Annotated in this window: 12 protein-coding genes; 6 read left to right on the forward strand and 6 right to left on the reverse strand. The window is 57.6% G+C overall.

The genetic code is table 11. From position 1 onward, the window contains the following. The first annotated feature begins 24 nt into the window (after positions 1–24). Genes VF709_RS17285 through dsbG form a run of 3 tightly spaced genes read left to right on the forward strand, consistent with a single transcriptional unit; the run spans position 25 to position 3,475 of the window. Positions 25–2,055, forward strand: coding sequence for a protein-disulfide reductase DsbD family protein (locus VF709_RS17285; protein ID WP_440232050.1), 2,031 nt, complete (start codon positions 25–27; stop codon positions 2,053–2,055). Between the two features lie 7 nt (positions 2,056–2,062). Further along, the gene (locus VF709_RS17290) at positions 2,063–2,674 is read left to right on the forward strand and encodes a DsbA family protein (RefSeq protein ID WP_029883313.1); all 612 of its coding nucleotides are present in this window, start codon (positions 2,063–2,065) and stop codon (positions 2,672–2,674) included. A gap of 42 nt (positions 2,675–2,716) precedes the next feature. Beyond that, positions 2,717–3,475, forward strand: coding sequence for a thiol:disulfide interchange protein DsbG (gene dsbG / locus VF709_RS17295; protein WP_020688674.1), 759 nt, complete (start codon positions 2,717–2,719; stop codon positions 3,473–3,475). 39 nt (positions 3,476–3,514) lie between these two features. On the opposite strand, the gene VF709_RS17300 is transcribed toward dsbG, so the two are convergent. The 3 genes from VF709_RS17300 to VF709_RS17310 form a co-directional block, all read right to left on the reverse strand. After that, entirely contained in the window at positions 3,515–4,807 is a 1,293-nt protein-coding gene (locus VF709_RS17300) for a glycoside hydrolase family 10 protein (RefSeq protein ID WP_062934485.1), read from the reverse strand. Between the two features lie 7 nt (positions 4,808–4,814). Next, positions 4,815–5,102 carry a VF530 family DNA-binding protein gene (locus tag VF709_RS17305; RefSeq protein WP_023619621.1) on the reverse strand — a complete coding sequence of 96 codons (288 nt, stop codon included), beginning with the start codon at positions 5,100–5,102 and terminating at the stop codon, positions 4,815–4,817. Positions 5,103–5,228: 126 nt separating this feature from the next. After that, a complete protein-coding gene (locus VF709_RS17310; RefSeq protein ID WP_047024849.1) occupies positions 5,229–6,716 on the reverse strand; it encodes a UbiD family decarboxylase in 1,488 nt (495 codons plus the stop codon). A gap of 115 nt (positions 6,717–6,831) precedes the next feature. Between VF709_RS17310 and VF709_RS17315 the strand changes: the two genes are divergently transcribed. Beyond that, on the forward strand, positions 6,832–7,716 hold the full coding sequence (locus VF709_RS17315) for a LysR substrate-binding domain-containing protein (protein WP_013096565.1): 885 nt from the start codon (positions 6,832–6,834) through the stop codon (positions 7,714–7,716). Here VF709_RS17315 and VF709_RS17320 read toward each other — a convergent pair. The 3 genes from VF709_RS17320 to VF709_RS17330 form a co-directional block, all read right to left on the reverse strand. Then, positions 7,707–8,618, reverse strand: coding sequence for a LysR family transcriptional regulator (locus VF709_RS17320; protein ID WP_058682704.1), 912 nt, complete (start codon positions 8,616–8,618; stop codon positions 7,707–7,709). The genes VF709_RS17315 and VF709_RS17320 overlap by 10 nt on opposite strands. A gap of 15 nt (positions 8,619–8,633) precedes the next feature. Next, positions 8,634–9,620 (reverse strand): MBL fold metallo-hydrolase, encoded by a 987-nt coding sequence (locus VF709_RS17325; RefSeq protein ID WP_029883308.1) that lies wholly within the window; start codon positions 9,618–9,620, stop codon positions 8,634–8,636. A gap of 142 nt (positions 9,621–9,762) precedes the next feature. Continuing rightward, positions 9,763–10,503, reverse strand: a complete 741-nt coding sequence (locus VF709_RS17330) for a 5'-nucleotidase, lipoprotein e(P4) family (RefSeq protein ID WP_028027885.1) — start codon at positions 10,501–10,503, stop codon at positions 9,763–9,765. Between the two features lie 162 nt (positions 10,504–10,665). On the opposite strand from VF709_RS17330, the gene treZ reads away from it, so the two are divergent. Together treZ and treY are read left to right on the forward strand one after the other, a co-directional pair. Continuing rightward, positions 10,666–12,450, forward strand: a complete 1,785-nt coding sequence (treZ, locus tag VF709_RS17335; protein ID WP_045902995.1) for a malto-oligosyltrehalose trehalohydrolase — start codon at positions 10,666–10,668, stop codon at positions 12,448–12,450. Then, entirely contained in the window at positions 12,447–14,915 is a 2,469-nt protein-coding gene (gene treY, locus VF709_RS17340; protein ID WP_149896699.1) for a malto-oligosyltrehalose synthase, read from the forward strand. The genes treZ and treY overlap by 4 nt, the downstream gene beginning before the upstream one ends. Positions 14,916–14,920: the final 5 nt, after the last annotated feature.

Raw genomic sequence — 14,920 nt, forward strand, 5'->3', positions numbered from 1 at the left:
TTTTCACTATTCACGGAGTAAAACATGGTTAACCTTTTCAGGGGACTCGTCCTCCTGTGGCTGTCCTGCATGGGTATTGCTCATGCGGCAGATACGGGCTGGCTGGTGTCACCGCAAAACGATCACGCCCGCATCCGCTTTCAGGCTGAGCGGGATCACGACCGCATCATCGGCCTGCTCAGCGTGGAGCTGCAGCCCGGCTGGAAAACCTACTGGCGTTCGCCGGGCGAGGGCGGCGTGGCCCCGAAAATCAGCTGGCCACAGGGCGTTAAGGATACCTGGTACTGGCCGGTTCCTTCCCGCTTTGATATCTCGGGCCTGACGACCCAGGGCTACCACGATAGCGTTACGATCCCCATTACAATCGCCGGGACGGACGCGGATGTGCTCGACGCCACGCTTACGCTCTCAACCTGCAGCAACGTCTGTCTGTTGACGGACTACAAGCTGAATCTGGATTTCCGCGCGCCAGCGGAGGCGGGCTTTCGTACGGCATTTGAAGACGCGATGCGTTCAGTACCCGGTGCGTCAGGCGTGTCGTCAGACTTCAGCGCCTGGTTATCAGACGGCAAGCTGATGATGACGGGCACGACGGAAGGCGAATGGGTCAATCCCGGGATCTATTTTGACCCGCTGGAGGGTGACATTCTGCCCGGCGAACCGGTGATTAAGCACACCGGAAACCGGCTTCAGGTCGCGGTTCCGGTCACTGATGAGTGGGGCGATAAACCCGCGACGCTTGCGGGGAAAACGCTGTCGTTTGTCGTCACCAATGGCGATAAAGCCCAGCAAACGCAACTGACCGTAGGCGCAGCCCCCGCAGACGTGGTGCAGAGTGCGCCAGCGGGAACAGTCAAAATGCTGGCCTTTGCTCTGCTGGGCGGGCTGATCCTGAACCTGATGCCCTGCGTATTGCCGGTAATGGGCATGAAGCTCAGCAGCGTCCTGCAGGCGGGTACGGACACGCGGAAAATCCGGCTGCGTTTCCTGGCGACCAGTGCGGGTATTCTGACCTCCTTTATGCTGCTGGCCACAATGGTAACCGTTCTGAAACTCACCGGCGCGTCGCTGGGCTGGGGCATCCAGTTCCAGAACCCGTGGTTTATTGGGCTGATGGTTGCCGTGACCTTTATCTTCGCGCTGAACCTGTTTGGTGCGTTTGAGCTGTTTCTGCCTTCCGCCGCCACCGGACGGCTCGCCACAACGGGCGGAACCGGACTGACGGGCAGCTTCTGCGAAGGCGTGTTTGCCACGCTGCTTGCCACACCGTGTTCCGCGCCGTTCCTCGGTACGGCCGTGGCCTTTGCGCTGGGCGCACCGCTGCATTCCCTGTGGCTTATCTTCCTGATGCTCGGGGTGGGCATGAGCTTGCCGTGGCTGTTCGTGGCGCTGATCCCCAAAACCGCCTTGTTGCTGCCAAAACCTGGCCGCTGGATGAATACCCTGAAGGTGATTCTGGGGGGGATGATGCTGGCCTCCAGCCTGTGGCTGGTGACGTTGCTGAGTCTGCATCTGGGCGAGATGTTCAGCCACATCCTCATGCTGCTTCTGATTGTGGTCGCCATTGTGGTCTATGCCCTTCGCGGTCAGACATCATCGCCGCTCTTCTGGGTGGTGGTGATTGCGCTGGCCGTATTCGGGGGCTATCAGCTGCGCGGGATAGTGAACGCAACGCCGGTAACCACGGCTGAGAATAGCGAACAGACGATCCCGTGGCAGCCGCTCAGTGAGGAGGCAATCAGCGATGCTCTTGTGCAGGGGAAACGGGTGTTTGTGGATATCTCGGCGGACTGGTGTGTCACCTGCAAGGTGAATGAGCACCGGGTGCTGAATCAGCCGGAGGTTATCGCCGTGCTGCGCCAGCCGGATGTGGTGGCGCTACGCGGAGACTGGAGCCAGCCATCAGAGACGATTGCGGCGTTTCTGAAATCACGCAATCGCTACGCCATCCCGTTTAACCAGGTGTATGGCCCTGGAACGCCGGAGGGCGACATCCTCTCGCCATTGCTGGACAAACGCACCCTGATGACCACCCTGAACAAAGCAAAAAGCTAACGCTGTTATGAAAAAAATCCTTATTACGTTTCTGCTGTTTTTCGCGTCAGCCCAGGTGATGGCGGCGGACCCGATCACCCCGGATCAGGAGCAACGCGCTCAGAAGCTGGTCTACGATTTTCTGTTTAACGACCCGGATTCGCCGCGTATCGGTGCCAAAAATCCAACGCTGACGCTGGTGGTGTTTACGGACTACAACTGTCCATACTGCAAAAAATTCGATCCGTATCTGGAGAAGATCGTTGAGAAACATCCGCAGGTGGCCGTGGTGTTTAAGTTTTTGCCGTTCCGTTCGGAAAGCTCGCTAACCGCCGCGCGCGACGCGTTAACCGTCTGGCGTTCACACCCTGAGCAGTTTATGAAGTTCAACGAAACCCTGATGGCGAAAAAAGGGTATCACGATGACGCCAGCATTCAGGAGGCGCAAAAGCGCGCGGGCGTGAATGTTGCAACGCCGGATGATACGAGCCTGGTCACGGTAAAACGCAGCCTGATCATCGCCGAAAAACTGGGTATTCAGGGAACACCGGCCACGCTGATTGGCGAAGGGCTGTTACCCGGCTGGGTGCCTTTCGAACAGTTTGATGAAATGGTCACCGATGCACTGAAAAACCGCTAACCTGAAGGGGGCCTCAGGCCCCCGAACAAACCGGAGAGGGACATGAAAAAATTACTGTTACTTTCGCTGCTGACCGCGTCAGGGCTGGCGCAGGCTGCGGATGCTATACCTGATGTCGTGAAGACCTTTAGCGAGCAGCAGGAGATTAAGATCCTCAAGAAGATCGACGTACCCGGTGGCGCACCCGCCTGGCTGGGACAATATCAGGACATGGGAGTGACGCTCTTTCTGACACCTGACGGAAAGCACGTTATTTCGGGTTATCTCTATGACGAGAAGGGTAAAAACCTCAGCGAGGGTATTTTCCAGAAAGAGATCTACGCCCCGATGGGACGCGAAATGTGGAAACAACTTAACGCTGCGCACCCCCTGAAAGAGGGGGCGGATAACGCGCCACGCAAAGTGTTTGTCTTCGCCGACCCGTTCTGCCCGTACTGCAAGGCATTCTGGTCAGAAGCGCAGCCGTGGGTGACGGCGGGTAAGGTGCAGCTCAATACGCTGCTGGTGGCGTTCCTCAACCCAAACAGCGGCCGTAACGCATCTGCGATCCTGAATGCAAAAGATCCGGTTACGGCGTGGAAGGAGTATGAACTGTCCGGCGGTAAAAAACTGCCTAAACCGGAAGGCACCGCCTCGCGTGAAACAGTGGCGATACTGCAAAAACACCAGGCGTTAATGGACAGTCTGGGGGCGAATGCCACACCGGCCATTTATTATCTCAATGACCAGAATGAGCTCCAGCAGGTTGTCGGTATGCCGGACGCGAAGCAGCTTGAGGCGATGTTCGGGCCGAAGCCGTAAAAAAACAGGCAGAAACAGGGCGTTTCTGCCTGACTGTACTTAGCTTCCCCAGCGTCCTTTCAGGTAGTTTACCGCCTGCTGCGTCTGCGGCTGGTTGAGGTAATCTTCGCGGAACAGGATCGTGCCATTCACGTTCGGCAGGGAGTCGTTGAGATCGAGCTGTTTTTTCAGCTCCGGCACGCCGCCCTGAACCGTCCAGTCCGGCTCATTTCTCGACGGCTCGCCCACTTTATAGAACGCAATGCCGATGTACAGACGGGTATGGGTCGGTTTCACCACGTCGGCCCACCATTTGGTCAGCACGTCATAGCGTGCCGCATCGCGGGAGAAAGGCCAGTAGATTTGCGGGGCAATGTAGTCCAGCAGCCCCTGTTGCACCCACTGACGGGTGTCAGCGTAGGATTCATCATACGCCGCCGCGCCACGGGTGTCGGATCCTGCCGGGTCAAAGGAGCGGTTACGCCAGACGCCCGCCGGGCTGACGCCAAATTCAACCTGCGGTTTTGTCTGTTTGATCGCCCGAGAGACCTGCACAATCAGCTGCTGCGTATTGTGGCGACGCCAGTCGGCTTTGGAGCTAAACCCCTGGCCGTATTGTCTGTAGGTCTGCGCATCATTCAGCGTTGAGCGGGGCGATTCGGCATAAAAGTAGTCATCAAACTGCACGCCGTCTATCGGGTAGTTCGCCACCACCTCGGTCACCACCCGGGTTATCCAGTCACGCACCTCCGGGATGCCCGGGTCGAGCACAAACCGATCGCCTGCGATGCGAACCCACTCAGGGTGCTGCACATAGACGCTGGACGGTTGTTGGTATGAGGTGCGGTTCAGCGCGGCGATGGTTGACGGTTTGGTATTGGTTGAAACGCGATAGGGGTTGAACCAGGCATGAACTTTCATCCCACGCTTGTGGGCTTCATCGAGCATAAACTGCAGCGGATCGTAGCCCGGATACTCGCCAATATTGCCGGTAAGCATATCTGACCACGGCAGGATTTTGGACGACCAGAGCGCCGTGCTGTCCGGTTTTACCTGGAAAAACACCGTGTTAATTCCCAGGCGTTTCAGATTGTCGAGTTTGTCGATCAGCGCCTGTTTTTGCATCGCAATACGCTGGTCAGCACTGCGGCCATTCACCGAGGCGACCGGCGGCCAGTCGAGGCGGGAGACAGTCGCCAGCCAGATCCCACGCATCGGCTCGTTTGCCTGCTGCGTCGGTTTGCCTGGGGGCGGGAGCGGTGTGACCAGCGACTTTGGGGGTTTTGAGGAGCAACTAACAAGTAAAAGCGCGCAGCCAAGCAGCGCACCAGTCCGTTTTACATGTCGCATCATTTGCGTATTAGCTCTTGGTTATCCGACTATTGGCCCAGGGGTTAAAGGCGGGCGCCTCGCGTTCAGCGGTCCCGTTATCATTGAGGGAATCAAGATACAGGGCCTCGACCTCCGCGCGTGCCCAGGGGGTACGGCGCAGGAATTTCAGGCTCGACTTCACGCTTGGGTCATTTCTGAAACAGTTAATTTTGATTCGATCGCCCAACTCGCGCCAGCCATATCGCGCCACCAGGGCATTGACCATCATCTCCAGCGTAACGCCATGCAAAGGATCTTTGGAAATATGTGCAGTCATAGGCGTCCGGTGTCTCGATTTTCAGGGGATTGGGGTAAACGCTGAAAGGGTACAAGAAAGCAGGGGAAGCGGCAATTTAAGCTTGCGTTTCTTCACCCGGTGGGGCGAAGAAACGGCGACGACGGTCTATTTTTTATCGCTGAACAGCTCCGGCGCCCACGGTGTGGGATCAACCTCCATGAACGGCGCCCGTTCAAACCGCGCCTTTAGCGCCCACGGCACCGTGCAGTCGAAGATAGTCTTGCAGGAAATGCCGTTTCCACGGATCGAGGTGCTGTAATCCGGTGACTGCGACGGATCCAGCTGGTGGCCGCGGATCCCCGGAAGCGTGGTAATGCTCACATCGCCCTGCATGCGAGTGGTCATTGCCCACAGGATGTCGTCGCTGTCGAAGATATCCACGTCTTCATCCACGAGGATAATGTTTTTCAGCTCGGAATAGGTGGCCAGGGCGATAAGTGCCGCCTGGCCCTGACGTCCTTCGTCTGACGGCTGGCGTTTTTTCACCTGTAAAATGCCGAGAAATTTACCGCCTCCGGCGGTGTGGGCATAGACATTTTGCAAAAAGCCGGGAATGGCCTCTTCGACCGCGTTGCGAATGCTGGCCTCGGTCGGCAAACCGGCAAGCGTGGTGTGCTCTTCGCCCGGGCCCACCAGCGTCTGCAGGATCGCGTGGTTTCGCATCGTCACGGCTTTCACTTTGATCACCGGCAGAGACGGATTCGCCTCGCCGCAGTAGCCCGGGAACTCCGGCATGGCGTGGCCGGTGTTGGTGTGCTGATCTTCTCTTACGCGCACGCCGGGAAGCAGTTCGCCCTCGATGATGATTTCCGCCCGCGCGATCGCTTTCTCTTTTACCGCCACGCCCTGTACCAGCTCCACCGGTTGCTGGCGTAATGCCCCGGCGACGCCAAGCTCGTTGTAACCGAATGGCGTGGTTGGCGCTTCGAAACAGGCCCCAATGTAGATAGCCGGGTCAAGTCCCATATTGATGGTTACCGGCAGCGGTTTGCCCGCCGCTTCGGCCTTCTTGCGAAAGACTTCGATATGGCGACCGGCGGCAAGGAACATAGAGAGTTCATCTCGCTCCTGCACACAGAGACGGTGAATGGTCACATCGGTCAGCGAGGTATCTTCCGGATCGCTTGCCAGTACCAGCCCCAGACAGAAGAACGGGCCTGCATCAATCGGCGTGTTGGTCGGGGCCGGAAGCAGCTTACGCAGGTCAAAGTCCGGATCGTCGGCGTAAAAGACCTGCTCCTGGCACGGTGCCTGCGAGGCCGGAACCACCACCGGTGCAACCGGGTTTTTCACCGCCTGACCAACGTGCTGCGCCAGCTTCGAGGGTTCACAACCCAGCAGAAGCGCCGCTCTTTCCCGGCTGGCGTGCATACCTACCAGGATGCGGGAGCCGGGGTAGCCCTTCACGCTATTGAACATCATGGCCGGGCCCGTGCGAGTGGGGCGTTTTACGGTACCGCCCGCGCCGATATGGCGGTAGACGCCCGCCAGTTCAGCATTGGGATCTACCGGGTGATCGGTTTCGATATAGTGACCTGGATGGCGTTGCAGCAACGCGATGGCGCTTCTGAGATCGTTGATGGGGTTTTGCATGGTTTTCTCCCTTAATGGCTGACCTCCATTGTTGGGCGAACGACAGATAGCATCAATTGCATCATTAATGCTATTTTGATAAGGATTTTGTTATCAAATTTCGCGGGACTTCATCATGCAATTTCGTCTGATGCGTAATTTTCTGGTGGTAGCCGAAGAGCTCCATATGCACCGCGCCGCGGAGCGCCTGAACATGGCGCAACCTGCGCTGAGCCAGCAGATTAAAGCGCTGGAGGCGCGTCTGGGCGTCACACTGTTTAGCCGGGCACATCGTCGCTTAACCCTGACGCCTGCCGGAGACGCGTTTCTGGTCAAAGCCCGGCTGGCAATTGCGATGACCGAGCAGGCCGTGCTGGACGCCAGACAAACCGCCCGTGGCGAACAGGGGGTGTTGAATCTGGGATGTGTATCGAGTGCGATGTTCGACGGTAAGCTGCCTGCAACGCTGCGCCAGCTGCACGAGAACTGGCCCGCGATTGCCATTTCGCTGATGACCGGAAACGTGCAGACGCTTTACGAAGCCGTGCAGACCAACCAACTGGACGTGGCGATTATCCGGGCTCCGTTGCCTGCGTTACCTGACGATCTGCAATCTCGCCCCTTTACCTCAGAGAAAACGGTGCTGGCGCTGCCTCGCCAACACCCCCTGGCCACGTCATCCGCGCTGACGCTTTCATCCGTGAAGGACGAAAAGTGGATCTCGCTGCGTGATCCGCAAGGCATGGGGCTGGAACAATATTTCTATGACGCCTGTAACGGTGCGGGTTTCCAGCCGGAGGTGGTGCAGAATGCCACCGACGTGCCCACCGTCATCAGCCTTGTCGCGGCGGGATTTGGCATTGCGCTCTTGCCCGCCTCAGCAAGGGCGGTGAGCGTCGGGAATGTGGTTTACGTCGACATTATTGATCGGCTCAGGGAGAGCGAACTGACGCTGGTTTGTCACCGAATCATTCGTTCTGAAGTCTTAAAAAAATTCCTCACCACCGTTGCTCAGGGTTGACGCCCGGCGGCCAGCAGCAGTTGTTCGCGCAGCCAGGCGTTCGCCGTGTCCTGACTGTTTTTAGGATGCCAGAACATGCTGATGGCGATCGGCTGGAGTGGCAGCGGGGGCGGGAAAATATCGAGCGTGGTGGCGAACTGCTGCAACATGCGTCCCGGTAAGGTGCAAATCAGGTCAGTCCCCGCCACCAGAGGCGGTGCCATGGCATAGCTTTGCGTGGACATCACCACGTTGCGCTGATATCCCAGCCCGGCCAGCGTCTGGTCGACAAAGCCGGTAAATGGATCGCCCTGGGAGGAGACCACCAGATGAGAGAGGGCGCAATACTGCGCCAGATCCAGCGGCCCCGTACCGCGAGGATGCCCTTTGCGCTGGGCGGTGGCAAACGCGTCTTCAAACAGTTTGCGTCTGACCCAGCCGTCATGCGCGCCCGCACTCACGCCGATGTAAATATCAACGTCGCCGCTTTCCAGCTGCTGGGGCAGGTTCACCCACTCCGGCAGGGCGAAACGCAGGCGGATCCCCGGCGCTTCACGTCTGATGTGATTCAGCAGTTCAGCCCCAAGCATCAGGGCCGGGTTTTCATGCAGGGCAATGACGAACGTGCGATTGCTCTCGCGGGGGTTAAACCCGGTGGGGGCAAGCATCGCGCTGATGCCACGCAGAACGGCCGCGATCTGAGGCCTCAGCGCCTCGGCACGGGGTGTGGGCAACACCCCACGTCCATGTGGGGAAGGGATAAACAACGGCTCGCCAAAAATGGCACGCAGGCGCGAAAGACGGGCTGACAGCGCGGGCTGGCTGACCCCCAGACGTGCGGCGGCGTGCGTGATGTTCCGGTCGGTGAGCAGTGCATCCAACGTCAATATCAGGTCAATATCCAGGTCTGAAAATGGCGTCATGTTGTTTTCCGTTGTTTATTTAGCTGTGCTGGCGTCCCGGTTGGTATAGGTAACGGGAACCCAGGCATAGCCCGCGCGTTCGCCTTTGGTGACATAACCGATACCGGGGAACGGCAGGTGTGGCGCGGCAACCAGATCTCTGTTTTTGACAAAGTCGTCAAAGGCCTGCTTGCGCACACGGGCTGCTCCGTCCTGATCTTCATCGTAGGCGATGGTCACATCAGGCTGCGGGAACTGTACCGCAGCGACGTGGATAATGTCGCCCACGAAGGTAATTTTCTCGCCTTTACTTTCCAGCGTATAGAAGGCCGAGCCCGGCGTATGGCCGGGGTGAACCGTTCCGGTAATACCCGGCAGCAGCGCTGATGTACCGGTAAACGGCACCACTTTGCCGGCATCAAGATACGGTTTTAAGGTCTTCTGTGCCACGTCAAAGTAGTTCTGATCGTAACCGGTTTTTTTCTGATTCTCTTCATTGAAGAAAAAGTCGATATCCGGTTTCCCCACGAACACGCGGGCGTTGGTAAATACCGCCTTACCGTCCTTTATCAGGCCACCGGAATGATCGGAATGCGCGTGCGTCAGTAAGATTTCCGTGATGTCCTGCGGTTTGATCCCCTGCGTTGCCAGGCTCTCGATTAAACGCCCGCCGTTGCCTGGACCAAAAAGCTGGCCGGAACCGGTATCGACCAGAATTTTGTGTCCCGGCAGCGCAATCAGAAAGGCGTTAATGGAGACCTCAACCGGGTTCGCCTGGAAATTTTTCGCCAGTAACGCATCGGTTTTTTGCTCTGTGGTCCGGCGCAATAGCGTGTGCAGATCCTGCGCGACGCTGCCGTCCGTAAACGACGTAACCAGCACGTCGCCCACCTGAACGCTGTAACCGCCCGCCGGTTGTTTCACCACGTGCTGAGGCGTCTCTGCCAGGGAGTGCAGCGCAGGGTAGAAGAGCAGTGAACTGGTGATGAGCGTAGAGAGGGCAAGTTTCTTGACAGTAAGCATGATGATCTCCTTTAGTAAGTCCTCATCTTACTTATGCATCAAAATTTAAGAACCCGCTCAACAGTGATAGGACCTATAAATGGGATGGATAGCTCAGTGGGGTGGCCGGGCAACGGCAATACCGTGCCCGGCGGGCAGATTGTTACGGCTTCCAGCTGTCCGGCGTGGCTTTTGACCATGAGCCATAAGCGGCATTAGGCAGCACAATCCAGTCATTGCCAAAATGCTCTGCGCTTGCCTCAACCAGCTCGCGCTGCTGCTCACTCGGTTTTTTGTTTTTAAACTGCACGGCAAAATCCGGCAGGCTGTCGCCAAACAACATAATGATCTGTTGCTTTTTAAGGATGCTCTGGCGGCGCTCTTCTTTACTCACCGTATCCAGAAGCACGCTGTCGTCCGAGACCTGCGGCAGGCCAAGGGATTTTAACGTGTTGATGGTATCTGCTTTATTTTCCTGCATGCGGTCAGAGACGTAGTAGATACGCACCTTGCTTTGATTCACATGCTCAAGAAACGCCTTCGCGCCGGGGATCAGGCCGGGTTTTCCCTGTTTTTCCCAGTCGCTCCAGGTATCCCATTGGGTGTAGTCATGGCACTGTTCCATGTCGCGCACCAGCAGCGGGGTGTTGTCGAGCACGGTTTCATCCAGATCCATGACCACCGCGTAATTTTCTGGCGTTTTCAGATCTTTCACTTTCTCGTCAAAACGGCCGGTGGCAAAACGGTACGTCTGCAGCTGAAGCGCCATGATTTCAGCTGACTTCTGCTGGTAGCGCAGCGCCATTTCGTAGGCTTTTGGTTCACACAGTTCATTATTTGCCGCGGTAGCGGTTGCGCTCAACATCGGTAATGCCACCAGTAATGCCTTAGCTATTGAATTCATTATTGTTTCCTTAACACCCTTGTCAAAATGACGAAAGCGTAATGAATTTAAGTGACAGAAAAATGACGGTTGCACGTTGGGGCTCTGTTGAAACGTGCTTTCGATCCTGAACTAAGCTTGTACTTCATTCCGCGTAAAATGTGGGTCATTCGAGGACAATGAATGGAATTCAGGACATTTCAAAAGCAGTGGGGTGCTGAGTTTATTTCCGGTGACGTTGTACGTTTTCGCGTCTGGGCTGAGGGACAACAACAACTTACGCTACGTCTGGCAGAACGCGATCTGCCCATGACGGCGGTCGGTAACGGCTGGTTCCAGATTGACGTACCTGGCGTGACGCATGGCACCGAGTATCAGTTCGTTTTACAGGACGGCATGGCGGTACCTGACCCCGCATCGCGGGCGCAGAAAGGGGACGTTAATGGCCCCTCCGTGGTGATTGACCCCGGCCGCTATCAGCCCATCAACCCAGACTGGGCAGGGCGACCGTGGGAAGAGACGGTGATTTACGAACTGCATATTGGCACCTTTACGCCGCAGGGCACCTTCCGGGCGGCTATCGACAAGCTGCCGTATCTGGCTGAACTCGGCATCACCCAGCTTGAAGTCATGCCGGTTTCACAGTTCGGCGGCAGCCGCGGCTGGGGCTATGACGGCGTATTGCTGTATGCCCCGCACTCCGCCTATGGCACGCCGGAGGATTTTCACGCGTTCATCGATGCGGCGCACGGCCTGGGCCTTTCTGTCGTGCTGGATATCGTACTCAACCATTTCGGCCCGGAAGGAAACTACTTACCCTTGCTGTCACCCGCGTTTTTTGATGCGCAGAGAATGACGCCGTGGGGTAACGGTATCGCCTATGAACGGGAGCCGGTCAGACACTACATTCTTGACGCGCCCCTGTTCTGGCTGACCGAATACCGTCTGGATGGCTTACGGTTTGATGCTATCGACCAGATTAAAGATACGGCGTCGAAACATATTCTTCAGCAGATCGCGGAAACGATCCGCGAAGCGCTCCCGGATCGTCATATCCATCTCACCACCGAGGACAGCCGTAACGTGATTTTCCTGCATCCTCGGGATGAGAAGGGAGCCACGCCGCTGTTTACCGCCGAGTGGAATGATGATTTCCACAACGCCGCCCACGTCTTTGCCACCGGCGAAACGCATGCCTACTATCAGGATTTTGCCTTCGAACCGGAAAAAAAATTCGCCAGAGCTCTCGCAGAAGGATTTGTCTATCAGGGTGAGGTCTCTTTGCAGACCGGACACTCACGCGGGGTGGAATGCCACACCCAGCCGCCGACCTTCTTTGTCGATTTTATTCAAAACCACGATCAAACCGGTAACCGCGCCCAGGGCGAACGGCTTATAACCCTTGCGGGCGCGGATAAAACCCGCGTTCTGCTCGCCGCGCTGCTGCTGTCACCCCATATCCCGCTGCTGTTTATGGGCGAAGAGTATGGCGAAACCAACCCGTTCCTGTTCTTTACGGATTTTCATGGCGATCTGGCGAAAGCCGTGCGGGAAGGGCGGGCAAAAGAGTTTACCGGCCACAGCGGACACGATGGCGATGTACCGGATCCGAATGACGAGCAGACTTTTGCCCGCTCAAAACTGGACTGGCACAACGTGACGACTGCGCAGGGTAAATCCTGGCTGCGCTTCACGCGAAGCCTGCTGGTCCTGCGGCATCGCTATCTTGTGCCGTTACTTCGCCCTGGCGGCACCGTTGAGGGCAAAATCGTTAAGACTGCTCCCGGTATAGTGGCGGTGAGCTGGTCTTTCCCGACGGGGACATTGTCGCTGGCGCTGAATATCGGTAATAAGCCCGTTGACGTTCCTGCGCTGGCAGGCGAAACGCTCTTTAGCTGGCCGGAGGCCGCTGAGGTGTTAGCGCCGAACAGCATTGTCGTTCGTTTTGCAGATGGAGACGCATCATGATCCCTTGTGCCACATACCGAATACAGTTCCGCAATGGCATGACCTTTGACCGCGTGGTGGAGCTGGTGCCATACCTTAAAGACCTCGGGATCAGCCATCTCTATGCCTCACCGATATTTACCGCCACCACCGGTTCAACCCACGGTTATGACGTCACCGATCCTAACGAAATCGATCCTGCCATTGGCGGGCGCGCCGGTTTCGACCGCATGACGGCGGCACTCAGGCAGGCGGGAATGGGGCTCATTCTGGACATCGTCCCTAACCACATGTCGACCTCGCTGCAAAACCGCTGGTGGCGGGACGTTATCGCGTTTGGTCAGCAAAGCCGTTACGCGCACTATTTTGATATTGACTGGTCGCGCCCGCTGACGCTGCCGTTCCTTGGCGACACCTTTGAGGCCGAGCTGGAGAAGGGGGCAATTACTCTGAAACGTGACAGTGTCACCGGTGAGGCCGCGCTGGTCTACTATGACACAGCCTATCCGCTTAACCCCGGAACATGGGCTGCGGAGAAAAGCATCGAGGCGATCCACGAGGCGCAGAGCTGGCGGCTGATGTCCTGGCGGGAAGCGCCGAAACAGCTCTCATGGCGGCGCTTTTTTGAAATTACCGGCCTGGTGGGCGTCAGAGTGGAAGACGAGGGGGTGTTTCAGGATACGCATCGCCTGATCCTCGAGCTCGTGCATACCGGCATTGTCGACGGGTTGCGCATTGACCATATCGACGGGCTGGCCGACCCGCTGGGTTACCTGCAGCGGTTACGGCAGGCAACCGGTCCCGACTGTTATATCACGGTGGAAAAAATTCTCGCCAAAGGGGAACAACTGCCTGTGGAATGGCCGGTATCCGGCACCACCGGATATGAGTTTATCGCCTCGCTGGCCGAAGTGCTGGTCGACGATAATAACCTCGGGCGGCTGGAAAAAATCCACGACGAGACGCTGGGCGTGACGGTCGATCGCCATGCGGAACTTCGCAACGCTAAAGGGCTGATGACCGATCGCAATTTTGAGGGTGAATTCACCACGCTGCTTAACATTGCCACCGACCTTGCCCGATGCAACGACATTGACGTGCCGCAGGACGACATACGCTACACGCTGCGCGAACTGCTGATTGCGTTTCCGGTCTACCGCACCTACGGCACCGCCGACGGGTTAACCGCCCCGGATGTCGCGCTGTTGAACCGCGTTGTCGCCAGCGTGGACGCACCGGAACCGGCGTTAAGCCTGTTGGTGAGGATCCTCACCGGCGACCTGGACGCCAGCAGCCGCGATGCGGCCTCGCTGTTCAGAACCCGCTTCCAGCAGCTTACCGGGCCGCTGATGGCGAAATCGGTGGAAGATACGCTCTTTTTCCGCCATAACCTCGAGCTCGCCCTGAACGAAGTGGGGGCCGATCCCACCCCGCGCGCGTTCTCGTTATCCCGCTTTCACCAGGAGATGCGCATCCGTCTGGCCCGTCAGCCCGATGCGCTGCTGGGGACCTCCACGCACGACACCAAGCGCGGGGAAGACGCGCGGGCACGCCTCTACACCCTGACGGAAGCCCCGGAACAGTGGGGTGAAAATCTGGCGCGCTGGCGGCAGATGAACCAGACCCAGGTGCGTTTTCTCAATGACGGTACCGCGCCAAACGCGGCCGATACCTGGATGATCTACCAGGCGCTGGCGGGCGTCTGGCCTGCAACGTTGTCGCCTGACGATAGTGAAGGGCTGAAGTCTCTCGAAGCGCGTTTCCTCGGGTTTATTGAGAAAGCCCTGCGCGAGGCCAAACAGCGTACCGACTGGATCGACAGCAATGAGAGCTATGAGAGCGTGGTGCTGAATTACGTCCGGCACTTGCTGTCCCCTGAGAACACGCTGTTCCTGCATGATTTCTCGTCCTCCCTGCAACCTTTTATCCGCGCCGGGCTGATGAACAGCCTGAGCCAGACGGTGATCAAACTGACGGCGCCGGGCGTACCGGATATATATCAGGGAAGCGAGGCGCTTAATTTTAGCCTGGTCGACCCGGATAACCGGCTGGAGCCGGATTTCGCCACGCTGAGGCAAAACCTGAGCAGCGCCGACGCAAAGCTCTTTGCCGACGAACAGCAGTGGCGAAATGGCAGGGTGAAGCAGTATGTCACCGCCACGCTGTTACGCGTCCGGCAGCACTATTTATCGCTCTTCCAGTACGGCGACTGGCTGCCGCTGAAGGTCAGCGGCGAGCGCGAGGAAAACCTGATTGTCTACGCGCGCGTGAAGGACGGGGAGGCGCTGATTGTTGCCGTACCGCGTCTGGTTTTTGCTACCCCCACAAACGAAACGCTGTGGGCCAACACTTCGGTCGTCATCCCCGAAGAGCTTTCCGGGAAACGCTACCGGGATCTGTTTACCGGTGAACGTCGGGCGCTGCGGGAGACGCTGGATTTAACGTCTGAAACAGGAAGTTTGTTAGTTCTGCTTACCTGCGAATAATCGTG

It is taken from the genome of Enterobacter sp. Lyrl_3 (genome assembly GCF_051948675.1).
Taxonomy (GTDB): domain Bacteria; phylum Pseudomonadota; class Gammaproteobacteria; order Enterobacterales; family Enterobacteriaceae; genus Enterobacter; species Enterobacter cloacae.